We start from the raw sequence: 23,457 nt of genomic DNA on the forward strand, positions 1-23,457 counted from the left end.
ACCGCTCCACGGCAGCTTGGCGGGTGCGTGCCTTCTGTCCGGACGGGCACGGGCGGTGTCGGACGTGCTCGACGACCCCGAAGTCAAGCGCGACCTCGTCGAGCGCCTGCGTTGCGGTCTTGCGTGGTCGTTCCGATCACGCGGGACGGAGAGCGCATCGGCGTCCTCAAGGTCCAGTCCAGCCGGGCCGGGGCCTTCTCGCAGCGCGACGTCGAGGTCGTCGGTCTGTTCGCCGGCACCGTCGCCGCCGGTCTCTACAAGGTCGGTGAGGCCGAGGCCCGGAGCCGAGCGAAGGACGCCGACAACCGCTACAAGACCGTGTTTAACAGCGCCATCGACTACGCGATCATCTTGATGGGCCTCGACGGGCGCGTCGACGACTGGAACGAGGGCGCCACTCGCATCCTCGGCTGGTCGCCGGCGGAGATGGTCCAGCGGCCGGCCGACGTATTCTTCACGCCGGAGGACCGGGCGAACGGCATCGCCGGCAAGGAGATGCAGGGCGCCCTAGACCACGGGCGTGGCGTCGACGAGCGCTGGCACCTGCGCAAGGACGGTAGCCGCTTCTGGGCCAACGGGGAGATGATGGCGCTGCGCGACGAGGCCGGCGCCGCCGTCGGCTTCCTCAAGATCCTGCGCGACCGCACCGAGCAGCGCGAAGCCGCCGCCCGGCTGCAGGCAAGCGAGCGCTTCCTCCGCAGCGTGCTCGATTCCTCGGCCGACTGCATCAAGGTGCTCGGCCTCGACGGCCGCATCGAGTCCATGAACGAAGGCGGCCGGCGCGTCATGGAGATCGACGACTTCGATGGCATCGCCGGGATGGATTGGACCGGGTTCTGGGATGAGGCAGACAAGGCCGAGGCCCGGGCGGCCTTGGACGCAGCCGTGTCGGGTGGCGTCGGGCGCTTCACCGGGCCGGCCTGCACGATGAAGGGCACCCGGAAGTGGTGGGACGTGCAGTTGACGCCGATCCGTGACGGCGACGGTGCGGTCGCCAAGCTCCTGGCCGTATCCCGCGACGTCAGCGCGAGCCGGAAGGCCGAAGAGGCCCTGCTCGCCAGCGAGATACGCTACCGCGACCTGTACGACAGCATCGATGCGGGCTTCTGCGTCATCGAGGTCAAGCTCGACGCGACCGAACGCCCGCTGGACTATCGCTTCCTGGAGGTGAACCCCGCCTTCGAGCGACAGTCAGGGCTCAAGGGCGTTCTTGGGAAGTGGATGCGCAGCCTTGCCGACGGCCACGAGGAGCACTGGTTCGAGATCTACGACCGCATCGCCCGCGGCGGCGCACCTGAGCGGTTCGAGCACGTGGCGAACGCCCTCGGGGACCGCTGGTTCGAGGTCTACGCCTATCCGTTCGGTGGTCCCGGGTCCCATCAGGTCGCGGTCCTGTTCAACGACATCACCGCGCGCAAGCGCATTGAGGACGCGCTCCGGGCGAGCGAGGCGAGCCAGCGCTCGATCCTGGCGACCGTGCCGGTGGGCATCCTGTTCGCCGAGGCGCCCTCCGGCCGTGTGGTCGGGGGCAACGCCTTCATGGAGAGGGTGATCGGCCGGCCGACCATCGAGCCTGGCGGCGCCGAGAGCGACAGCGAATGGGTCGCCCGTCATGCGGATGGTCGCCCGGTCGCCCCGACCGAGTTCCCGGTCGCGCGCGTGATCCGCGAGGGCCTGGAGCGCGCCGAGCTTGAGGTCGAGTTCGAACGCCCGGACGGCAGCCGCATCTGGACCCAGATCGTCGCCACGCCGGTGCGTGACGCGGCTGGGGCCGCCACCGGGGTGGTCGCGGCCATCTCCGACATCGACGCGCGCAGGCGGGCCGAGGAGCAGCGCGACCTGCTTAACGCCGAGCTCAGCCATCGCATGAAGAACCTCCTGGCGATGGTTCAGGCCATCGCCTCGAACACGTTGCGCGGAGCCACCGACATCGAGGTCGCCAAGGAGGTGCTGGCCGACCGCCTGATTACCCTCGGGCGGGCGCATGACCTTCTGCTTGGAGGGGCCGCGGAGCATGCCGGAATGGAACACGTCATCCGCGGGGCGGTCGGCCTGCAGGACGACGGTTCCGGCCGGGTCCGCTACCGCGGCCCCGAGGTCGAAATCGGCGGCAAGGCCGCGCTCGCCCTCGCGCTGATGGTCCACGAGCTCGCGACCAACGCCGCCAAGTACGGTGCGCTCTCGACCGAGGAAGGCCATGTCGACATCGTCTGGACCCTGGCGGGCGAGGAAGCGGGACGGACGCTCGCCGTCTCGTGGTGCGAGAGCGGCGGCGTGCCCGTCGTCCCGCCATCGCGAAAGGGGTTCGGGACGCGCCTGATCGAGCGCGGCCTCGTCGGTGCGGTCGACGGGAAGGTTTCGCTGACCTACCCGCCGGACGGCGTCCGATGTGTCGTCCAGGCACCACTGCGCAACTTCCAGGATGCGCTTTGAGATCGTCCCGCAACACCTCGCCGACCTTGCCGTTGTCGCTGCGGCCCTTCTTTCCCCGGAGCCCCGAACCCCCGCCGCATGCTCGTTGAACCAACGTCACGAACGAAGCCATTTCCGCGTGCCGGCGGTGAGATGGGTGCGCTCATGCGCGCCCATGAATGGTCCCGCACGCCGGTGGGCCTTCCACAGGGCTGGCCCACCGCCCTGAAGGTGACCGTCAACCTGATCCTGGCTTCGCCCGAAAGCATGTTCCTGGCCTGGGGCCCGGACCTGACGTTCTTCTTCAACGACGCCTACCGCCCGATCCTCGGACCGAGGCTCTCCCAAGCGCTCGGCGCCTCGCTACCCGAACTCTGGCCCGACGCCTGGGAGCAGGTCCGGCCGATGGTCGAACTCGCGCTGGCTGGCACCGCGAGTCGCTATGACGACCTGCCACTCATCACGGCTCGGAACGGCGTCGGGGAGCAGACCTGGTGGTCGTTCTCGTATTCGCCGGTGTTCGACGAGGATGAGGATATCGGCGGTTTCCTCTGCGTCGTGACGGAGACGACGCAGCGGGTCCTGTCCGAACGTGCCCTGCGGGCGCGCGAGAGGGAACTCCTGCTCATCACCGACACGCTTCCGGTGCTGATCGCCTTCATCGATCAAGACCTCGTCTACCGGTTCGCCAATCGTGCCTACGAGGATTGGTTCTTCAGGTCGCCCGAAGAGGTGATCGGACTGAGTGTCCACGACCTTCTGGACGAGGCCTGCATCGCCGCACGGCGCGCCGCCTTCGAAGCCGCGCTGGCTGGTGAGCCGGTCAGGCTCGAACTGGATTGGCCGCATCGTGACGGGCGCCCGCGGATCGCCGACATCCGCTACCTGCCGCGCCGGGCGGATGACGGGACCGTCGATGGTTTCTACGTCTTCGTCCTCGACGTGACCGACCGCAAGCAGGCCGAACATCACCTGCGCGAGATGAACGAAACCCTGGAGCGTCGGGTCGCGGAGAGGACGAAGGACCGCAACGCCCTCTGGCAGCTCTCGTCGGACATCATGCTCCGGTGTGGGTTCGATGGCGTCATCATCGCGGTCAATCCGGCGTGGACCGAGGTCCTGGGCTGGGGCGAGGGGGATTTGGTCGGGAGCAACATCTTCGAGTTCATCCACCCCGACGACCTCAAGCATACGGCGGAGGGTGCATCCGCATCCTCCGATGGACATGCCTTCACCCGTTTCGACAACCGCTACCGACACAAGAACGGGGAATACCGATGGATCTCGTGGTCGACCCGACCGGACGAGGACGCCATCAACGCCGTCGGGCGTGACTTCACCGACGAACGCGCCAAGGCCGATGCGCTACAGGCCGCCGAGGACGCCTTGCGCCAAGCCCAGAAGATGGAGGCCATCGGTCAGTTGACCGGAGGCGTCGCGCACGATTTCAACAACCTCCTCACCGTTATCAAGTCGTCGACCAACCTGCTCAAGCGGCCGGACCTGCAGGAGGAGCGGCGTCTCCGCTACGTCGGCGCTATCTCGGACACGGTAGACCGAGCCGCGAAGCTGACGGGCCAGTTGCTGGCCTTCGCCCGCCGGCAGGCGCTCAGACCGGAGGTGTTCGAGATCGGGCACAGCCTGTCGTCCATCGGCGACATGGTCGGCACGCTGACGGGATCGCGCATCGATGTCGACGTGCGCGTCCCGGCCCATGCCTGCTTCGTCGATGCCGACCCGAGCCAGTTCGATACCGCCATCGTCAACGTGGTCGTCAATGCCCGGGACGCGATGGCCGGCGAGGGACGGCTCGTGATCGCGATGACCGAGGTTTCCGGCATCCCGGCGGTCGGCGTGCATCCCGCCGCGCCAGGTACGTTCGTCGCCGTGTCGATCACCGACACCGGCGCTGGCATCGCCCAGGCGGATATGGACCGGATCTTCGAGCCCTTCTTCACCACGAAGGGTGTCGGACACGGGACCGGGCTCGGCCTTTCGCAGGTCATCGGCTTCGCCAAGCAGTCCGGTGGGGACGTCCATGTCGAGAGCGAGGCCGGCCACGGGACCACCTTCACGCTCTACATCCCGCGCGTGCCCGATCCCGTCGCCTCGGACATCCCGGACGACGAGCCCGAACCCCTGGTCGACGGCCACGGCACCCGCGTGCTCGTGGTCGAGGACAACGTCGACGTGGGTAGGTTCGCGACCCAGGCGCTGGCCGAACTCGGCTACGTGACCGTCTGGGCTGCGAACGCCGACGAGGCACTGGCCGAGTTGGCCAGGGACGCGGCCCGGTTCGACGTGGTCTTCTCCGACGTCGTGATGCCGGGCATGGACGGGATCGACCTCGGGCATGAGATTAAGCGGCTTTACCACGACCTGCCGGTGGTGCTGACGAGCGGCTATAGCCACGTGCTGGCGAGGAACGGCACCTACGGATTCGAGCTGCTGCACAAGCCCTACTCGGTGGAGCAGCTATCACGCATCCTGCGCAAGGTCGCGATGTGGCGTCGGCGTAAGAGCGCCTTGGGCCTCTAGTGGTCGGAATCTAACAGTTGATACCGTCCACTCTCGACCCGTTGCGGCCCTTGGGAACGTCTGTCCTCGGGCATTTGGCGAAGCAGTCGGTGCAGAGATCGAGCAGACGATACGGCTGCGGGACGGCCCTTCGAAAATCACGAATTTCTGTCGGCGATCCGTGATGAGAGAAAAGCCGGGAACGACCCCGCCAGCTTCTCGCGCAAACTCACCACTTCGGCCTTGGCGGCAGTCATCTCGCGCCGCAGTTCCAGCAGCGCCATGACCTGTAGAGCCAGCAGGCGTAGGCCCTCTGCTTGTTCCTGCGTTAGCCCGTCCGGACGTGGAACGGTGTCGAGAATGCACAGCGTGCCAAGGGCGTAGCCATCCGAAGTGCGTAACGGAGCCCCGGCATAGAAGCGCAACCCCTCTTGGCCAGTCACAAGGGTGTTGCGGCTGGTGCGTGGGTCCGCCGTCATGTCGGGAATGATCAGCAGGCTGGATTGGCGCAACGCATGTGCGCAGACCGACTGGCTCAACGGTGTGTGCGTAGGCCCGAATCCTGAGCGTGCCTTGAACCACTGGCAGTCGTCGGCCACGAAGCTGATCAGCGCCGTAGGAGCAGCGCACAGCGTGCGCGCCAGCAGTACGATCCCATCGAACTCCGCCCCAGGGCCTGTACCGAGAATGCCGTAGGCATCGAGCGCAGCCAGGCGGTCGGCGTCGGCCGCAGCTTGCGGCGGCATGAACTGACCCATTACGAAGCCGCAACCTGATCCGATGAGGGGGCCGCCTGTACCGCCACCTTCTGCAACACACGGACAAGCTGTTCGGCCGAGTAAGGCTATGCAGCAGGGTGAAGCCGTGGTCGGTCTCACGAGCCAGTACATGGCTGTAGCCCGACGCCAGAACCACCGGCAGGGCAGGCATCTGCTGGCGGAGGATCTTGGCCAGGGCAACGCCGCCCATCCCCGGCATCACCGCGTCTGAAAACACCACGTTGAACCCGCTCCCGTCCGTCCCGAGCTTGGCAAGAGCCTCTTCGGCGTTGGCGACCCATTCGGGCGCGTAGCCGAGATCTTCGAGGATCTGCGTGCAGAACTGGCCGACCTCGATGTTGTCCTCGACCACCAGCACGCGCTGACCGCCACCTGAAAGGCTCATATCGTTACAGAGAAAGAGCGAGGCAATTGCAGGATAACAGCGAAGTGGCGTCGGACAGGTTTTTTGATCCCGCTGCGAACCCGGCGATCAAGATCATCAACATCATCGCCCTGCTGCTGCTGGCGGTACTGGCCCATTTCTGTTGATAGCCGATCCAATGTTCCGCTTTAGACCCCCAAAGTTCCGCGCAATCCCAACCTAGAGTAAAGCGAACTTTGTGAGTGATCGACCCCGGTGCTCCCACCGGGGGCAGCCTCAGGCGTCCATTCCTGGGTTGCACCTTCGAGGTCATGCGAACCGCATTGGCCAAGCGGCTATGTGTCCATGCCACCGCAACGTTTCCTGGATGGCATTCGTCAGTTCGACGCAGGTTCGGGAGGCGATGGCGGCGGCATCCAGGCCGCCTCGATTGCCGAATGGTTCCTCGGTCATTCGTGACGGGACGGTCGGTCAGACACATCATTCGCTATAGGGCCATGATGCAGTGGTGCTATAGGGAGATACCCGATCCGGGCGTGAGACGATCCAGCCATGCCCGCCAAGCAGTTACGTCCCGTCCCGTCGACCCGCCCCACCTTTGAGTGTGTGGACCGTCGAGGCGACGGAGGCGACATGATACCCACCGCCACACGCCTGCCCGGAAAGCAGGATGAGACTTGTCGAGACGACGTCGGCGAGATCCCGGCATCGACGGCCAACAAACATGTGTAAGCCGGCGCCTGAGGCTCGGCCATTCGTGGCGGACGATGGCGTGAGGCTCGCAGCGCTCGCCGCGTACGGCATCCTCGACACGCCGGCCGAACAGGGGTTAGAGGACCTGACGCTATTGGCCTCGGGGATCTGCGACGCACCGGTGGCCCTGGTCAGCCTCGTCGCCGGCGACCGGCAGTGGTTCAAGGCCCGCGTCGGCTTCCCGCGCTGCGAGACCGACCTCGCTAGCTCCGTCTGCAAGTTCGTCCTCGCCGAGCCTGACATCCTCGTCATCCCGGACCTGACGCTCGATCCCCGTACCGAGGCCAACCCGTTGGTGACCGGCGAGCCATTCATCCGGTTCTACGCCGGTGCGCCGCTTCGTACCCCCGAGGGCGTGACCATCGGCAGCCTGTGCGTGATCGACTTGAAGTCCCGCCCGGCCGGGCTGACCGAGGGGCAACGGGAAAGTTTGACTGCCCTGGCCCGTCAGGTGACGACCCTGCTCGACCTCCGGCGCAAGGGCGAGACCCAGTCGCGGACGGAAGCAGCCCTGACCGGGCTGAACGCATCGCTCGGGCAACAGGTCGCCCGGAGCAGCGCCGATCTCGACCGGGTCTGGCGCAACGCCCAGGACCTGCAACTCGTCATCGACGCGTCGGGGGTGTTCCGGACCGTCAGCCCGTCCGCGACGCGTCTGCTGGGGTGGACGCCCGAGGAGATGGTCGGTCGCGACCTTTTCGCGTTCACCCACGCGGACGGCCACCAGGCATCGCGGGAGGCGCTCGCGCAGGCCCTGCGGGAACCCCTGCCTTCGCACCGGAACCGGTACCGGCACAGGGACGGGACGTTCCGCTGGATCGCCTGGGTCACGACGCCCGAGGACGACCTGATCTACTGCTACGGACGCGATGTCACGGTCGAGACCGAGCAGGCGCAAAGCCTGCTGCGGACCGAGGAGGCGCTGCGCCAGTCGCAGAAGCTGGAGGCCATCGGCCAGCTCACGGGGAGCGTCGCGCACGATTTCAACAACCTGCTCACGGTCATCAAGTCGTCCTCCGACCTGCTCAAGCGGCCCGATCTTCCGCTGGAACGACGTACCCGCTACGTCGCGGCCATCTCCGACACGGTGGACCGCGCCGCCCGGCTGACCAGCCAGTTGCTCGCCTTCGCCCGCCGCCAGACCCTTCAGCCCGAGGTGTTCGCCGCCTGCGACGGTGTCCGCGCGATCACCGAGATGATGGGGACGCTGACCGGGACCCGGATCAAGCTGGGGATCGACCTTCCCGAGCACCGTCTGTTCATCAACGCCGACCCGAGCCAGTTCGACACCGCCCTGGTCAACATGGCGGTCAACGCCCGCGACGCGATGGACGGGGACGGCCGGATCGACATCGGCGTACGGGCGGCGGACGCGATGCCCGCCATGCGCACCCACGAAGCCATCGAGGGTCCCTACGTCGCCATCTCGCTCAGGGACACCGGCAGCGGCATCGCGCCGGACAGGCTCGACCAGATCTTCGAGCCGTTCTTCACCACCAAGGAGGTCGGCAAAGGCACCGGCCTCGGCCTTTCCCAGGTGTTCGGGTTCGCCAAGCAGTCGGGTGGCGACGTGATGGTGTCGAGCGTCGTCGGCGAGGGCACGACGTTCACGCTCTACCTGCCGCGCGTCGCCGAGGCGGGGCGCAAGGCGGCCATCCCCGTCGGGCCGGACCTGCTGACGGTGGGCCACGACACCTGCGTGCTGGTCGTCGAGGACAACGCGGACGTGGGCAGCTTCTCGGTGCAGGCCCTGATCGAGCTGGGGTACCTGCCGATCCTCGCCGCCAACGGCGACGAGGCGCTGGCCGAGCTGGCCAGGGACGCCGACCGCTTCGACGTGGTGTTCACGGACGTGGTGATGCCCGGCATGAGCGGGATCGACCTCGCCGAGGAGATCCGGCGTCGGTATCCCGGCCTGCAGGTGGTTCTGACCTCCGGATACAGCCACGTCCTGGCACGCGAGGGCACGCACGGATTCGATCTGCTGCAGAAGCCTTACTCGGTGGCGCAGCTCTCCCGGACACTGCACAACGCCAAGAGGGGCCGACGTGGGGAAAGGGTTCTCGACGCCTGACGCCCGACGCCTGACGCCTCATCCCGAAGCCGGGTTCGCCGGAGGCTGAAAGCCTGGCCCGACGCGCGGTCCGCCGTCACCCAAAGGATGGCCCCAATGGGTCCGCCCGCCGCGCGTCCGTCGTCATCGCGGTCTTCGCCTCTTAGGCCGCCCTCGACTCCCGTATCCGCGGCCGGACACCGGCCTGCGCAATTTCGAGGAAAAGGTTCCCTGCGCGGGTCATCGAACGCAATTGAAGGATAGGGTGACCAACGTGGGCTGACCATCGCCTGCGGGACGGGTCGCCATTCGATGACCGGACTGGTCCCCAGCCACGATGGACGTCAGGTCTCGATGATCGAGCGGATCTTGGTTGCGAGACCCTCGACCGGGAAGGGCTTGGTGATCATCTGCATGCCGGGGTCGAGATGGCCCGCCCCGAAGGCGGCGTTCTCGGCGTACCCGGTCATGAAAAGGACCTTGAGGTCAGGTCGTGTAGCCCGGGCCTGGTCGGCGAGTTGGCGCCCGTTAAGGCCCGGCAGGCCGACGTCCGTGACGAGGAGGTCGATCCGCACGTCCGATTGCAGCATGCGCAGGCCGGCAAGCCCATCCGGCGCCTCCCGCGTCGCGTAACCGAGTTCCCTCAGCACCTCCACGACGAGGGTCCGGACCGTGTCGTCGTCCTCGACCACGAGGACGGTCTCGCCCTCCTCGGCGCGCGGCGTCTCGCCCCGCGATGCGCCGTTCTCCTCGAACTCGCCGTAGTAGCGCGGGAGGTAAAGCTTGATCGAGGTGCCCTCGCCGGCCTCCGAATAGATCTTGACGTTGCCCTCGGACTGCTTGGCGAAGCCGTAGATCATGGACAGGCCGAGCCCCGTGCCCTGCCCGATGGGTTTCGTCGTGAAGAACGGATCGAACGCCTTGGCGACCACGTCCGGCGGCATGCCGGTCCCTGTGTCCGTGACGCAGACGCAGACATACTGCCCGGCTCGCACGCCGATCTCCCGGGCGACGTAGGCGTCGTCGAGGAAGCTGTTCGCCGTCTCGATGGTCAGCCTGCCACCGTCCGGCATCGCGTCCCGCGCGTTGATGGCGAGGTTGAGGATCGCGTTCTCCAGCTGGTTGGGATCGCACAGGGTCAGCCACAGGCCGCCGGCGACGACCACCTCCAGGCGGACGCGCTCGCCCAAAGTGCGGCGAAGGAGGTCGTCCATCGAACCGACCAGCCGGTTCACGTCGACCGGCTTCGCCTCCAGGGGCTGCCGCCGCGAGAAGGCGAGGAGGCGGTGGGTCAGCGCCGCCGCCCGCTGGGCCGAGGCCATGGCCAGGCCCGAATAGCGGCTCAGGTTCTCGGTCCGGCCCTCGTTGATGCGCGTCTGCATCAGGTCCAGCGATCCGACGATGCCGGTCAGCAGGTTGTTGAAGTCGTGCGCGATGCCCCCGGTCAATTGCCCGACCGCCTCCATCTTCTGCGACTGGCGCAACTGCTCCTCGGCCTGCTCCCGCTCGGCGATGGCTTCCTGGACACGGGCCTCCAGCGTGTCGTTCATCCCGCGGAGGGCCACCTCGGACGCCTTGGTCGCCGTCACGTCGTAGATCACGCCGACATGGCGCAGCTCGGCGGCTTCGTCGTCCCTGACCGCCTCGCCGCGCCGAGCGAGCCAACGCGTCTCCCCCGTGTCCCCGACGGGGACGCGCATCTCGGCATAGGGCAACTCGCCGGCCTGCCGGAAGGCCGAATCGAGCAGCGGACCGCCCTCGACCAGCAGGGCGTTGACCGAGCTGACGGCCAGCGTCGCGGCCGGGACGACGCCGAGCAGGGCGCAGAACTGGGGGGAGACCTCGACGGTCGCGAAACCCGGGACGTATTCGAACGTGCCGATCCGGCCGGCGGTCTGGGCGATGCGCAGCCGCTCCTCGACCCGCTTCTGCTCGGTGACGTCCACCAGCGCGCCGGTGAAGCGCATCGGGTTGCCGCCGCCGTCGTAGGCGCAGCGTCCCTGGGCATGGACCCAATGGACGGCACCGTCCGGAGCCTGCAGGCGGTACTCCCTGTCGAACACCTCCGCGCCGTTGAGGATGCCGGTCACAGCCAGGCGTACCCGCGTCCGGTCCTGGGGATGGATGCGGGTGAAGAAGGCCTTCGTCTCGACGCCGTCCGGGCCGGCCCGGTTTCCGATCCCGTTCAGCAGGGCGAAACGGTCGTCGACGTGGAGGCGCCCGCCCGGGATGTCCCAGTCCCAGGTGCCTGCGACGCCTGCGGACGTGAGGGTGATCCTCAGTTGGCGCTGGGCGTCGGCGAGGCGACGTTCGATGGCGGGCAAACGCTCCTGGGCGGCCTCTCCCCGACGGGTGGACGTGACGTCGAATTGGGAGGCGAAGTAGTTCACCAGCTCGCCCGCACCGTCGAAGACAGGGCTGAGGTAGAGCTCGTTCCAGAACGGTGCGCCGTCCTTGCGGTAGTTGAGCAGCTGGACCTTGAGTTCCTTCCGTTCGGCCAATGCGTCCCGGACGAGGGCGACGGCGGCAGGGTCCGTGTCCGGTCCCTGCAGGAAACGGCAGTTGCGTCCCAGTATCTCGCCGGCCGCATAGCCCGTCAGTTCCAGGAATGCGCGGTTCGCGAACACGATGGGATTGTCGGGAAGGCGCGGGTCGGTCACCACCATCGGCTGGCGATTGACCTCAAGGGCCGCGATGAAGGGGGCGGCGCGGCCACGCATCTCGGCCGTCGCCCGGGCCAGGTGTTCGGGAGAAATGGCCGTCACGCTTCCGTCTCGCCGATGGCGCGCTCGACGAAGTCGTCGATCAACACCTTCAGGCTTTCAAGGGACGGCAGGTCCATCAGCATGGCGATGTAGCCGCGGATGTCCCGCTCGCGCACGGAGAAGTTGATGTAGAGGAACAGGACGAGCGCGTCGCCGCCCACGTCGCCCGTCGGCCGGAAGATGCGCTGTCCGTCTCCCCGCATGACCTCCGGCAGCGACATGGTCAGCGTCCGCTGCAGCAGGTTCGCCATCGTGGCGAGGCAGCCGTTTAGGATGACGTTGCCCGTCTCCGTCAGGGCCTCCTCCTCCATCTCGGAGACCTCCTCCGGGGAGAGCTCCTCCCCGGCGACCGCCCGGACGAGCTCGCGACCGTTCTCCTGGGGAAAGATCAGCAGGGCGCGGCCGGCGAAGGCGCCGGTGAAGTCCTGGTGCACCACGACGAGCTCGGACGCCTCGCGCTCCCCGATCATGCGCGCGGCCTGCCTCTGAGAGACGATCTCGACCGACGGCACCGATAGGAGCACCTGGACGCCGATCATCCCGCGCAGACTCGCGGCCGCCTTGCTGACGCCGATGTTCACCAGTTCGGTGAAGGCGTCGCGCTGCAGTTCCGTAAGGTCGACCGTGGCCGCCGTCACGACGCGGCCCGGCGCAACCGGAGCGCGGCGCCGGACAGGAAGCCGGAGAGCGCCTCCTCGGTGAGCGGCTTCGGCAGGAACGTCGCGCCCACGTTGCGGGCCCGCGCGATGATCTCGTCCTGGATGTTGGCCGAGACCACGGCGATAGGCATCCCGGGGCTCAAGTCACGCAGTTCGGCGGCGAGTTCAAGACCGTCCCTGCCGGGCATGTTGAAGTCGAGCAGCGCCACGTCGACTTGACGCCCACCGACCACGACCATCGCCGCATCGGCGTTCGCGGCCTCCGCGACCTCCCAGTCCGGCTTGACCTGGCGCAGGAGCTTGGCGGCGACGAGGCGTGCGAGCTTGCTGTCGTCGACGATGAGTGCGGTTGTCGTCATGGGGCGATGCTGGTGAGGTTGCGCGCGTTGGGGGCGGATGCGTGGCGATGGCGGCATTTATGCGTCGGGACCTCGCCGGGGCATAGCGCTAAGTTTGCGTCGCGCCGCGTTTTTCCGGGCCGGGCGGGGGCAGCCACCGGCCGACGAAGGAGTCTCCGCAGGCCCCGCGGACGACGGGTCGCAGTCGCAGCAGCACCTGGTAGACCGCGGTGTGCATCCTCGTGCAGGCGGTCCAGTCCACCGCCCGGCCCGCATCCTCCAGGATGAGCGAGGCGAGCGTATCCGCGTCCTCGACCGGACAGTTGCCCTCCAGGCGGATCGTCCCGTCTTCCGCCCGGAGCGTCACCGTCATCTTCCATCCCCGGAGGTGTCCTGCCCGACCCATGCCGGGTCCGTCAGCAGCGCGGCGGGATCGACGACGAGCAGGACGGTTCCGTCGCCGAGGGTGGTCGTGCCGCCCACCCCGGGCACGGTTCCGACGAGGCCGGCCGGGGCGCGCACCACGGCGTCCAACCGGTCGTCCAGGCGGTCGATCTCCAGCGCGACGGTCTCACCGTCCGCGTGGACGACGAGGAGGAGTGCCTCCATCCCGATGCCGGCACCGTCTCGATGGTCCAGCAGGTCGGCGAGCCGCAACACCGGAAGGGTCCGGCCCCTCAGGACGGTCGCGGCGCCCCCGGCGACGGCGTGGATGGCCGACCTCGGGACCCGGACGACCTCGGCCACGGCGTCCATCGCGATCCCGTAGGATTCCGTGCCGACCCCGACCACGAGCACGCGGGCCAGAGCAACCGTCCGCGGGAGATGCAGGGCGACGGTCGTACCCTCGCCCGTGCGGCTCTCGACCGAGACCCGACCGCCCATGCGCCCGGCGGCGGCCCTGACCGCGTCCATGCCGACCCCACGGCCTGAGAGGGCGCCGACGCTGCCGGCCGTCGAGAAGCCGGGCGCGAAGATCAGGTCGGTGACGGCGGCGTCGTCCATCGCCAACACGGCGTCCCGCGAGCGCAGGCCACGCTCGACGGCCCGTTTGCGGATGAAGTCCGGATCGATCCCGCGACCGTCGTCCGCGACCGACACGACGATGCCGTCGCCGTCCTGTCCGGCCGCGATCCTGATGCGGCCGGCCGCGGGCTTCCCGGAGCGAAGGCGGGTTCCGGCGTCCTCAAGCCCGTGGTCGACGGCGTTGCGCACGACGTGCAGCAGCGGCTCGAACAGGTTCTCGACGATGCCCTTGTCCGCCTCCGTGCCTTGCCCCTCGAAGTCGATGGCCACCTCCTTGCCAAGGCCGCGGGCGGCCTCGCGGACGGGTCGGGCGAAGCGCCGGAACACCTCGGACAGGGGCATGAGCCGTAGGGATACCGCATCGCGATGCAGCGAGGTCGCGAGACGGCCGATGACGGCGTCCGCCTCGCGGATCGCCCGGGCCAGCGTGGCGAGGTCCTCGCCCGCCTCGGCACGCGCCGCGAGGGAGCCCAGCGCGTTGCGGGCCACGACGAGCTCGCCGACCCGGCCGACCAGCGCGTCGACCCGGGTGGCGTCGACCCGGAGCGTGCGTGCCGTATCCCCGCCGTGCACGCCAGCCGGGGAGCCGTCGGCGCCGGACGCTTCCATCCCGCTTCCCGGACCGGTCAAGGTCCCTCCGGCCAGCGCCGCCTCGATGGCTTGCCCGAGGATGTCAGCTCCGAGGTCCGCCCCCTTGAGGCAGCGTTCGGCATCGGCCTCGTGACCAATCGACCGCAGGGCGTTCGCCGCCGACCGCGTGCAGGCTTCGAGGCGGCCTGCGGCTGTCTCCGTGTCGCCCGGGGCGGCCATCGCCAGGAGCTGTTCCCCGAGGATGGCCGCCACGACCGGGTCCAAAGTGGATGAGGGGGTGGGTTCCGTCGAGCCGGCCGAGGGAGCGGGAACGTCGACGACCGAAACCTGGTCGGAAACCAGGCGGAAGGTCGCCTCGACCTCCGGGCGCGGTGTGCCGGCGAGGAGGGTGATGTCGAGGTTGCAGGCGTAGGCGTCGAACTCCCCGTGCGGCGGCCAGGGCATGGCCGGCTCGACCGACACGGCCAGCAGGCCCGGCACCTTCCGGACGAAGCCGAGGGGGTCGTCCCCGGAGAAGAAGCAGTCGCCGCGCGGCCGGTAGCGGACCGCCGTCGACGGGCCCAGGGGCGCATCCGCCATGGAAGCGACCAGGCGGGCCGCCCAGTCGGGAACGGCCCCCGTCGCTTCCGTCGTGGATTTCGGGCCGGGCGACAGGAGCGACCGGTACCGTTCGGCCAGCGCCGCCGCCTCGCCGGCCGCCGCGTCGGGCAACCGTCCCGTCGCCTCGACGGCGTCGGACCAGCGCGCGGTGGCGTCGAGCGCCTCCAGCGACAGGTCGATCAGGGGCGCGTCGACCGCGAGGGTGCCGGCCCGAGCCGCGGAGAGGCCGTCCTCGGCCGCGTGCAGGAGCGCGAACCATGGCGGGTAGTCGAAAAGCCCGACGGATCCCTTCAGCGTGTGGAAGGCCCGGAACACCCGGTTCACGGCCTCCGCGTCGCCGGGCCTGCCTTCCAGGGCCAGCAGGTCCTCCGTCGCAGACTGGACGAGCTCCCGCGTCTCGACGAGGAACTGTTCGAGCAGATCGTTCACGGTTGCCGTCCCGCGAGCGCCAGGGCATGCGCCACCAGTACCCCCTCGGGCACCGGCTTCACGAGGTAGAAGTTGGCGCCGGCCGCCCGCGCGGTCGCGCGGTCCCCGTCGCCGGCCTCGGTGCTGGTCATCAGGGCCGGGATCGCGCGGACCCCGGGTTCCCGCCCGCGCAGGGCCCGCAGGAAGCTGAGGCCGTCCATCTTCGGCATGTTCACGTCGACGACCAGCAGGTCGTAGGTTGCGGTCAGGACGCGCTCCAGGCCTTCGATGCCGTTCAGCGCCTCGTCCACGACGAAGCCTGCCCGTTCCAGGGCGCCGCGATAGTACAGCCGCACGAGGCTCGCGTCCTCGACGAGGAGGACATGCGGGGGACCGCCGATTCCGGCCTCAGACATGCTCCCCCTCCCGCGGCCTTCGATAGACGATGGCGTCATCGTAGCGGCAGACTCTGAACAACGGTGAAATCCGGCTCATGCTCTCGGTGTGGCCGAGGCAGACGAAGCCGCCCGGGACCAGGGCGTCGTAGATGTGGTCCGCCGCGATGCGCCGGGATGCGTCGTCGAAGTAGATCAGCACGTTCCGGCAGAACACGACGTCGAACCGGCCGTGCGCGGCCATGTCCGTTGCGTCCGTCAGGTTGCAGGGCGTGAAGCGCACGGAACCCCGCAGATCGCCGAGGATGCGCCATCCCGGGCCGAGGCGGGTCTCCTCCCGGACGAAGTAGCGGGCGACGAGGTCCGGCCTGAGCCGCATCAGGGCGCGCTCGCCGTACAGTCCCTCCTCGGCCGCCGTGAGCGCCCGCGTGTCGATGTCCGAGCCGACGATCTCGACGTCATAGCGGTCGACCTCCGGCCAGTTCTCCAGGAGCCACATCGCCACCGAGTACGGTTCCTCGCCGGTCGAGCAGGGCATCGACCAGATCCGCACCGTCGAGCCGGGGGCCTTCCGGGCCACCGTCTCCGGGAGCAGGGACGACGTCAGGCAACGGAGCTGGTGGTCCTCGCGGTAGAAATAGGTCTCGTTGATGGTGAAGGCGTTGATCAGCCGCTCGACCTCGCCGTCCGCGTCGGACCGAAGCCTCGCGAGATAGACCGCGAACGACCGCGACCCGGTGGCCTGCATGCGCTCGCCCAGGCGCCGGTCCACGAAGTAGCGCTTCGCCGGCGTGAACAGGATGCCGGTGCGGCGGTACAGGAACTCGCAGAATCGCGCGAAGTCGGCGTCGGTGACCGGTGACGGTGCATCGGACACGCGTTCAGCGCCCCGAACCGATGCGGGCGAGCACCATGTCGATGGCCATGGGCAGGAACGCCTCGGAGGCGAACCGGGCCCGGGCGGCCTGGAGCGCCGGCAGCGCCGCCGCCGTACCGGCCTCGGCAAGCACCTCGACCGCGGCGCCGCAGACGTTCGGGTGGGTCTCCCCCTCCAGCAGGTGGGCGAGCAACGCGCTCGCGACCTCGGTCGGCTGGGCGCGCGCGACCTCGGTCGCGAGCAGCCGCACGTCCGGGTCCGGATCGGAAAGCAGGCCGGGAAGGACCGGGAGGGCCGCGGCGGGCATGGCCTGCAGCGTCTCGATGCAGGCGTTGCGCAGCCCGGCATCCTCCGACCGCAGGTGACGGGCGAGCGCGGTCGCGGCGGACGCGTCGGCGAGGGCTAGGAGCGCCGCGAGGAGGGCCTCGCGGCGGCGCAGGTCCCGCTCCGATCCCAGCGCCGTGCCGAGCTCCTCCGCGGACCGGACGGTCGGCGTGGCGGTTTCCGCCTTCGGCAGTCCGGGTGGATCGCGGCGGACGAGCGGCATCAGGGCACCATCCTCAGGAGGGCGTCGGCGATGTCTTCGAGCGGGGCGATCACGCTGGCGCCGCCCGCCCGGACCAACTCGCCCGGCATGCCCCAGACCACCGCCGTCTCCTCGCTCTCGGCGATGGTGCGGCCGCCGCGCAGCCGCAGCGCAGCCATCGTCTCAGCCCCGTCCCGTCCCATGCCCGTCATCAGGACGCCGACGAGGCGCCCCGGCTCGACGAGGTCGAGCGCGCTGGCCACCAGGCGGTCGACGCTCGGATGCCAGGGATATTCCGCCCTTGCCGGCACCGGTTGCACGACGAGGCCGGACGGGCGGCGCGCGAGGGTCACGTCGGCATCCCCCTTGCCGACGTAGACGTTGCCGGGGGCAAGCGGCATCGGGCGCGACGCCTCCTGCACCCGCAGGGCGCACAGGCCGTCGAGACGCCGGGCCAGGGGGCCGGTGAAGCTGCCCGGCATGTGCTGGGCGACCACGACCGGCCACGGGAAGTCCGCCGGCAGGCCGGAGAGCAGCGCGTCGAGGGCGGGAGGCCCGCCCGTGGACGTGCCGACCAGCACGATGCCCCCGACCGAGCCTGGCATGGGCGGCTGGACGGTCGACGGTTCGGGCGATGCCGTCCGTGCGGGGCGCCGTGCGGACCGAGGCAGGGGACCGTCCGTCCCGCCGGTCCGGGCGCGGATGCGCTCGGCGAGGCGCAGCGTCGGGCGCAGGCGGGCACGGGCGGCCGCCCGCACCTTCTGCACGATCAGCGGCCCGAGGCGGTCCATCTCCAGCGAGACGGCGCCCCCGGGCTTGGCGACGAAGTCCACCGCCCCGCGGCCCAGGGCATCCAGGGTGACCTCGGCGCCGTCCGCGGTCAGAGACGACACCATCACCACCGGCGTCGGGCGGTCGAGCATGATGCGGTCGAGGCAGCCGAGGCCGTCGAGGCCCGGCATGTTGACGTCGAGGGTGATCACGTCCGGCCGGAAGCGGGCGTGCTCGGCCAGAGCCTCGTCGCCGTCCCGCGCGAAGGCGACCTCGAAGTCCCCTTCCGCCGCGAACACCCCGCCCAGGAGCTTGCGCATCAGAGCGGAGTCGTCGACGACCAGCAGCCGGATCATGCCGGGGCGTCCGACCCCGGCGCCCGGTGGGCGAGGGCCTTCGTCGCCGCCCGCACGCTGCGCTCCGTCCCGGCGAGGAGGGCCTGCGCGTCCACGATGGGCAGCAGGCCGCCGCCGTCGAGCGTCGCGACGCGGGCGACCGCGTTCCCGGCCTCGTCGGAAAGGCCCGGCGTCGGCCGGATGGCCGTATCTTCGAGCCGCAGCATGCGGGAGACCCCGTCGACGAGCAGGCCGGCGACGTTGCCCGCCGCTTCCAGGACGACGATGCGTCGCCTGGGCCCGTCCTCGCCCGGGGGCAAGCCGAAGCGCCGGCGCTGGTCGACGACGGCCAGGACGGTCCCGCGCACGTCGATGGCGCCGGCGACCAGGTCCGGCGAACGGGGCAGGCGCGTCATCGTCGCGGGGACCCGCAGCACCTCGCGCACCGATGCCACCGGAACGCCGTAGCTCTCGCCCGCGACGTCGAACACGACGAACTGCTCTGTTCGCACCCCGGCCGCGCCGTCCGACTGGGTGGCGTCGGCGGATCGCGGCGGCGTGGCGGTCACGGTGGTTCCCTCTAGGAGACGGTCGGTCGAGAGGACGGAGACGAGCGTCCCATCGCCGTCGACGCGGCAGATGGCTTCGACGGCTGTCGCGCGTCCCCGGCCCAAGGCCGCCGGCACGGGGTCGACCGCATCCGGTGCGAGCCGCAGGATCGGCCCCAGGGCGTCGACGACCAGCCCGACCTCGCTCCCACCGATCCGCGCGACCACGATGCGCGCGTCCGGACCCGGCCGGGGTGCGACATGGCCCAGCAGCGTCGGCAGCGCCAGCAACGGCAGTACGCCGCCGCGGCGCGCCACGACGCCGAGCGCGGCCTCGCCGGCACGGGGTACGGGAACGATGTCAGACGGCAGCGCGAGCACCTCCGCGACCCGTTCGAGCGGAAGGGCGTAGGACCGGCCGGCGGCGTTGAACGAGACCAGGGCGATGCGCTCCGCACCGCCGCGGTCGCCATCCCGGGTCGTCCGAAGCCCGGCGAAGGATGCTGCAGGACGGGCCTTGCGTTCGGGGAATGCCTCGGCGACCAGGGCGGCGAGGTCGACGAGCCGGGCTCGCCCCGACCCGACGGACGTGGCGATGCGCCGGCTTCCCGGCTGGTCGTCCCCTCCGCTGGCCCCGGCGCCGCCGGAGAACGCTAGGACGCGGTCGATCATGAGGCCGACTGGCTCGCCCGCCTCCGCCACCACGACGCGGGTCGGCTCGGCGGTGGGCTCCGCGTCGGGCCGCAAGACGCGGCGCAGGTCGAGCACCGGAAGCGCCAGGCCGCGGAGGTTGGCCAAGCCGGCCAATGCGGCGGGGGCGCCGGGCACGCGCGTCAGCCGGGGCGGCCGGATGAGTTCGCGCACGACGCCCAGGTCGAGGGCGAAGTCGTCCGGCCCCAGCGTGAAGACGAGGTAGCGTGCGTCGCCCGTGCCGGCCGCCTCAGGCATCGACGGCCTGCAGCTCGTCGGCCAGCGACGCGATCTCCTCAATGCTCGCCGCGAGGTCCTCGGCCCCGCGCGACTGCTGCCGCGCCGCGGTGGCGGCCTCCGCCGAGGCACGGTCGGCCTCCTCCGCGGCGGCGGCGATCTGCTGCGCCCCCTTCAGCCCCTCCCGGGCCGCGATGACGATGGCACCCGCGCCGGACAGCACGTCGGCGTTGCCGGCCTCCAACTTCGCGACGTCGTCCCCGACGCCGACGAGTGTGGCGACGAGGCCGCGATTGCGCTGGACCTCCGTCTCCGACGCGGCGACGACCTGTTCCAGGGCCCGGCGGACGGCGGCCACCCCGTCCTGAATGTCCCGCACCGTGTCGCGGATGCGCTCGGCGTTCTCGGCGGCGTCGCGGGCCAGCGCGCGGATGTCGTTCGACACCACGGCGAAACCGCGTCCGCCCTCTCCGGCACGGGCCGCCTCGATGGACCCGCTGACCGCGAGCATGTTTACCTGCACCGCCACCAGGGCGATGGAGCCGACGATCTTGTCGATGCGGCGGCTGCTGCCCTCCAGCTCGCCGATGCGCGCGAGGCATGCCCGGGTCTCGTCGAGCGACCGTTCCACACCGTCCGCGAGGGATCCTACCGCGGAGCGTACCTCGCCCAGGGTGGCGCCGATCCCGGCGACGCTCTCGCGGGCGGTGGTGGCGTTCGTGCCGAACACGGCGGCGCTGCGCTCGACCTGCACCATCGCGGCGCTCGACTGTTGGGCCGCGGCGCTCTGGACGGCGGTCCCGCGGCTGATCTGGTCGATGGCGGCGAGGATCTCGCCGGCCGCGCCGGAGAGTTCCTGCACCGTCGCGGACAGCTCCTCCGCGGCCGAAGCGACCTCCTCGACGCGGGCCTGAACAGATCCGCTTCCCGTCAGATCGTCGGCCAAGCCGGCGAGGGACTGCGCCGTCGTTTGCGCCTGGTCCAGCGACTGGACCTGCTGGGCGACGGCCTGCTGGGCCTCCCCCGCGGCTGCGGCCTGTTCCTCGGCGGCGGAGGCGATCTGCTCGGCGCCGCGCTGCGCCTCGCGGACGGCGGTCTCGGCCTCGACCGCGGCCGCGAGGATGGCCTGCGCCCCCTCCGACACGGACCCCAACTCCGAGCGCGCGGTCTCCAGCCTGACGGTGACGCGTCCGCCCGCCTCCGCCTCCGTCGACGCCGCCAGGGCTGCGGCGCGGATGATCTCGCCGACGCCCCGGACCTCGGTGCGGATCGCCTCGGACAGCGTCCGGACCTCGGCGGCGCTCGCCTCGGACGTCTCGGCAAGCGCCCGCACCTCGTCGGCGACGACGGCGAAGCCGCGACCGTGGTCGCCGGCACGGGCCGCCTCGATGGCGGCGTTCAGCGCCAACAGGTTGGTCTGGTCGGAGATGTGTTCGACCGTGCCGGTGATCTCGCCGATGCTCGCGGCCCCCCGGTCGAGTTGCTCGATCAGCGAGACGGTTGCCGACTGCCGTTCCGAGTTCGCCTGAACCGCGGCGACGGAGGAGACGATCTGGACGCCGGTCTCCGCCAGGAGCGTCTGGAATGCGGCGGTGGACTGCCGTGAGGCGTCCGCACGCGCCCGGGCCTCGGCAAGGCGCCCGACGATGCCGCCGATGGCCCCAAGGGATTCCTGCGCCGCCCCGGCGGCCTCCTCGGCCCCGGCCGCGATCTGTTCCATCGAGCGGCGCAGCTCCTCCGCGGCGGACGACGCCTCGGTCACCCCCGCGGCGAGTTCCTCGGTGGCCGCCGCGAGCCGTTCCGCCGCCTTCTGCCGCCGCGCCCGCGACCGCTCGCGGGAACGCCCGGCGGTGGCGGCCGGCGCTGCGACCGGGACCGACGAGACGGCCTCGGCGGGGGCCTCCTGCGGCGCGAGCCGCGTCCTCTTCACCAACGACATCGAGGTCTCGCCCGCGTTCGACCGTCCTTCCCGCGGGGAGCTAAGGTGGAGGATGGTTCGGAGATGGAGTTCGGCTTGTAAGCCGGGACGGGAGCGGGTCAAGGACAAGTCCTCGGCCACGGGTGGGCACGTGCGTCATCCGCACTTTGCGCCCGGATGCCGCGTGGCCACCGCCGACGCCCGCATGGTACCGGCCCTGCCGTCAGGGCGGAGGCATGCACGGCCTTCGACCGGGTTCGGTAGCGTGCCTCTCCGTCGGCGAGACGTACGCCCGCGATAGCGGCGGCACGGCTCGCTCGACGCGCTCGACCGAGACATGGCCCTGCAGGCGCAGCCATCATGGCTTCGGCCTTGGCGAACGCGGATCATCCGGCGGGCGCTGCCGGCGAAATGTTCGATGTGATGAATATGGCAGAATGGGTGCAAGGCGCCCTCGGTTGCATTGGGTATGCCCGGGGCGCCGGATCGGGTGGATTCGAGGGCCGAGACGGAAAGGAGTTCGCCGGAGCCGGATCATCCTCAGGAGACGCGACACGGTCGCCACATCCCGCCATGTCGTTGGCGCCGATCCTGATTTCGGCGAGCATGAAGGCGGCACGCTTCCATCCGTCGGATTGCCGGACGAAACCATGCATGAGCTGTGGAGCGCATCTACTAGGGGCGCAACACGCAGGGTGCGGTCGCGTTGTTCCTACAGTCGACGTCACTCCTTCGGGAGGCGTGTCAGGGAGCGAACACCGATGGCCACCGAGACCGAACGCACGCACCTCGACATCCACGACCGGTCCAGCCGCGAGTCCTACGCCAGGCTGTTCGGGGTCAGCGAGGAGCAACTCCGCAAGGCCGTGCGCCTCGTGGGCAGCCGCGTCAGCACGTTGCGCGGCCACCTCCGGCGCTGAGGCTGGGCCCGCTCATGGCTCGCGGCTGGGGGCGACGAACGGGTTGGTCTCGGTGGTGTATCCGTCCTTGGCGTAGCACGCCTCCGATCAGTCCAGGCCGGACGCGCTCTCGTCCAGCGCCATCCTGATGGTCGCTCCCTCATCCTTAACGTCGAGCGCTTCATCCATCCTCAGCGCCTTCACGAACCCCTCGTCCATGGCCGGCAGGCTACGTGTTGTCCGCGGCGGCGACCTCGGCCTGCGGCACCGACGAGCCGGCAGCCAACTCGACCGGGTAGCCCTTGACGAACCCGAGCTTCCGCTTCGGCGAGCTCATGGTCCGGTCGAGCCCGGATGCGTTGGGGGTGAACTGCACGTCGATCCCGTCGTCGGTGGTGCGGGTCATCGCGCACCGCTCGAACCTCTGACCCTTCGAGACCGCGTCGACCTCCCACGGGCCGATGGCGGCCGTTCCCTCCGGCGTCTGGGCATGGGCGACGACGGTCTGGTCGGCAGGACGACGACGCCGACTGCGATGCCCATGGGAGGCTCCGCGTTGACGGGGTTAGCTTGCGAGACCGCCTTGAGTTTCCGGCTCGTCCCGGCGAACGTGGGGCGACTGGCACGAATGCAAGCGTGCGAGGCTTAAGCTGTCTGACGTCTCGGAGCCTGACCCGCCGTCGCCAATGGAAATCGATGCGGACGTACCTGATCGCCGTCGGCATCGACCGCGCTCACATCTACGTGTGGCTGCAGGCATAGGCGGCAATCCGCAGTGCGAGGTGGCGTCGATGGGACACCTGCCACGGTGAATCGTGGTACAGCCCGAGTATGCCCGTCAAACACGCCCGCCACATCGCCTTGACCGCACCGCTCGCAGCCTGGGTCGACGCGTTGGTGGCGCGTGGCGAGTTCACCTCGGCTGGGGCGCTGGACGTAGTTCGCCGGCTCGGACAGGGCTTCCTCAGGGCGACGGGACTGTTTCCGGTAGGCACC

General features: G+C 69.8%; 16 protein-coding genes and 3 pseudogenes. 4 read left to right on the forward strand and 15 right to left on the reverse strand.

The genetic code is table 11. The features are described 5' to 3' along the window. Positions 1 to 123 precede the first annotated feature (123 nt). Together MKK54_RS14960 and MKK54_RS14965 are read left to right on the forward strand one after the other, a co-directional pair. The gene (locus tag MKK54_RS14960; protein ID WP_244011987.1) at positions 124 to 2,433 is read left to right on the forward strand and encodes a PAS domain S-box protein; all 2,310 of its coding nucleotides are present in this window, start codon (positions 124 to 126) and stop codon (positions 2,431 to 2,433) included. A gap of 144 nt (positions 2,434 to 2,577) precedes the next feature. After that, positions 2,578 to 4,950: a PAS domain-containing protein gene (locus MKK54_RS14965; protein ID WP_244011988.1), complete on the forward strand. Its 2,373-nt coding sequence runs from the start codon at positions 2,578 to 2,580 to the stop codon at positions 4,948 to 4,950. 137 nt (positions 4,951 to 5,087) lie between these two features. Here the strand turns inward: MKK54_RS14965 and MKK54_RS14970 are convergent, their stop codons facing one another. Both MKK54_RS14970 and MKK54_RS14975 read right to left on the reverse strand, forming a co-directional pair. Next, the gene (locus MKK54_RS14970; protein WP_244011989.1) at positions 5,088 to 5,687 is read right to left on the reverse strand and encodes a GAF domain-containing protein; all 600 of its coding nucleotides are present in this window, start codon (positions 5,685 to 5,687) and stop codon (positions 5,088 to 5,090) included. Next, positions 5,687 to 6,081 (reverse strand): annotated as a pseudogene (locus tag MKK54_RS14975) (response regulator); the annotation flags it as partial. The gene MKK54_RS14970 and the pseudogene MKK54_RS14975, both read right to left, overlap by 1 nt. Positions 6,082 to 6,844: 763 nt before the next feature. Between MKK54_RS14975 and MKK54_RS14980 the strand changes: the two are divergent. Next, positions 6,845 to 8,899 (forward strand): ATP-binding protein, encoded by a 2,055-nt coding sequence (locus MKK54_RS14980; protein WP_244011990.1) that lies wholly within the window; start codon positions 6,845 to 6,847, stop codon positions 8,897 to 8,899. Positions 8,900 to 9,222: 323 nt separating this feature from the next. On the opposite strand, the pseudogene MKK54_RS24775 reads toward MKK54_RS14980, so the two are convergent. The 12 genes and pseudogenes from MKK54_RS24775 to MKK54_RS15040 form a co-directional block, all read right to left on the reverse strand. After that, positions 9,223 to 10,431: pseudogene (locus MKK54_RS24775) on the reverse strand (ATP-binding protein); the annotation flags it as partial. Positions 10,432 to 10,797: 366 nt separating this feature from the next. Next, positions 10,798 to 11,598 (reverse strand): annotated as a pseudogene (locus MKK54_RS24780) (PAS domain-containing protein); the annotation flags it as partial. Positions 11,599 to 11,639: 41 nt separating this feature from the next. Continuing rightward, complete coding sequence (locus tag MKK54_RS14995) at positions 11,640 to 12,281, reverse strand: chemotaxis protein CheX (RefSeq protein WP_244011991.1); 642 nt, start codon at positions 12,279 to 12,281, stop codon at positions 11,640 to 11,642. Next, positions 12,278 to 12,661, reverse strand: coding sequence for a response regulator (locus MKK54_RS15000; protein WP_244011992.1), 384 nt, complete (start codon positions 12,659 to 12,661; stop codon positions 12,278 to 12,280). Before MKK54_RS15000 ends, MKK54_RS14995 begins: the two co-directional genes overlap by 4 nt. An 88-nt stretch (positions 12,662 to 12,749) precedes the next feature. Then, positions 12,750 to 13,013: a hypothetical protein gene (locus MKK54_RS15005; protein WP_244011993.1), complete on the reverse strand. Its 264-nt coding sequence runs from the start codon at positions 13,011 to 13,013 to the stop codon at positions 12,750 to 12,752. After that, a complete protein-coding gene (locus MKK54_RS15010) occupies positions 13,010 to 15,286 on the reverse strand; it encodes a chemotaxis protein CheA (RefSeq protein WP_244011994.1) in 2,277 nt (758 codons plus the stop codon). The genes MKK54_RS15005 and MKK54_RS15010 overlap by 4 nt, the downstream gene beginning before the upstream one ends. After that, entirely contained in the window at positions 15,283 to 15,681 is a 399-nt protein-coding gene (locus tag MKK54_RS15015) for a response regulator (protein ID WP_244011995.1), read from the reverse strand. Before MKK54_RS15015 ends, MKK54_RS15010 begins: the two co-directional genes overlap by 4 nt. Next, the gene (locus MKK54_RS15020; protein ID WP_244011996.1) at positions 15,674 to 16,537 is read right to left on the reverse strand and encodes a CheR family methyltransferase; all 864 of its coding nucleotides are present in this window, start codon (positions 16,535 to 16,537) and stop codon (positions 15,674 to 15,676) included. The genes MKK54_RS15015 and MKK54_RS15020 overlap by 8 nt, the downstream gene beginning before the upstream one ends. A gap of 4 nt (positions 16,538 to 16,541) precedes the next feature. Then, positions 16,542 to 17,084: a HEAT repeat domain-containing protein gene (locus tag MKK54_RS15025; protein WP_244011997.1), complete on the reverse strand. Its 543-nt coding sequence runs from the start codon at positions 17,082 to 17,084 to the stop codon at positions 16,542 to 16,544. After that, positions 17,084 to 18,190, reverse strand: coding sequence for a chemotaxis-specific protein-glutamate methyltransferase CheB (cheB, locus tag MKK54_RS15030; protein ID WP_244011998.1), 1,107 nt, complete (start codon positions 18,188 to 18,190; stop codon positions 17,084 to 17,086). The genes MKK54_RS15025 and cheB overlap by 1 nt, the downstream gene beginning before the upstream one ends. Continuing rightward, positions 18,187 to 19,665 (reverse strand): chemotaxis protein CheW, encoded by a 1,479-nt coding sequence (locus MKK54_RS15035; RefSeq protein ID WP_244011999.1) that lies wholly within the window; start codon positions 19,663 to 19,665, stop codon positions 18,187 to 18,189. Before MKK54_RS15035 ends, cheB begins: the two co-directional genes overlap by 4 nt. Then, positions 19,658 to 21,583: a methyl-accepting chemotaxis protein gene (locus MKK54_RS15040; protein ID WP_244012000.1), complete on the reverse strand. Its 1,926-nt coding sequence runs from the start codon at positions 21,581 to 21,583 to the stop codon at positions 19,658 to 19,660. Before MKK54_RS15040 ends, MKK54_RS15035 begins: the two co-directional genes overlap by 8 nt. A 740-nt stretch (positions 21,584 to 22,323) precedes the next feature. On the opposite strand from MKK54_RS15040, the gene MKK54_RS15045 reads away from it, so the two are divergent. Beyond that, on the forward strand, positions 22,324 to 22,482 hold the full coding sequence (locus tag MKK54_RS15045; protein WP_244012001.1) for a DUF3606 domain-containing protein: 159 nt from the start codon (positions 22,324 to 22,326) through the stop codon (positions 22,480 to 22,482). A 208-nt stretch (positions 22,483 to 22,690) separates the two neighbouring features. On the opposite strand, the gene MKK54_RS15050 is transcribed toward MKK54_RS15045, so the two are convergent. Continuing rightward, the gene (locus MKK54_RS15050; RefSeq protein WP_244012002.1) at positions 22,691 to 22,867 is read right to left on the reverse strand and encodes a hypothetical protein; all 177 of its coding nucleotides are present in this window, start codon (positions 22,865 to 22,867) and stop codon (positions 22,691 to 22,693) included. Positions 22,868 to 23,457 lie beyond the last annotated feature (590 nt).

The sequence above is a fragment of the Methylobacterium sp. J-068 genome (assembly GCF_022829445.1).
In the GTDB taxonomy this organism is placed as follows: Bacteria; Pseudomonadota; Alphaproteobacteria; order Rhizobiales; family Beijerinckiaceae; genus Methylobacterium.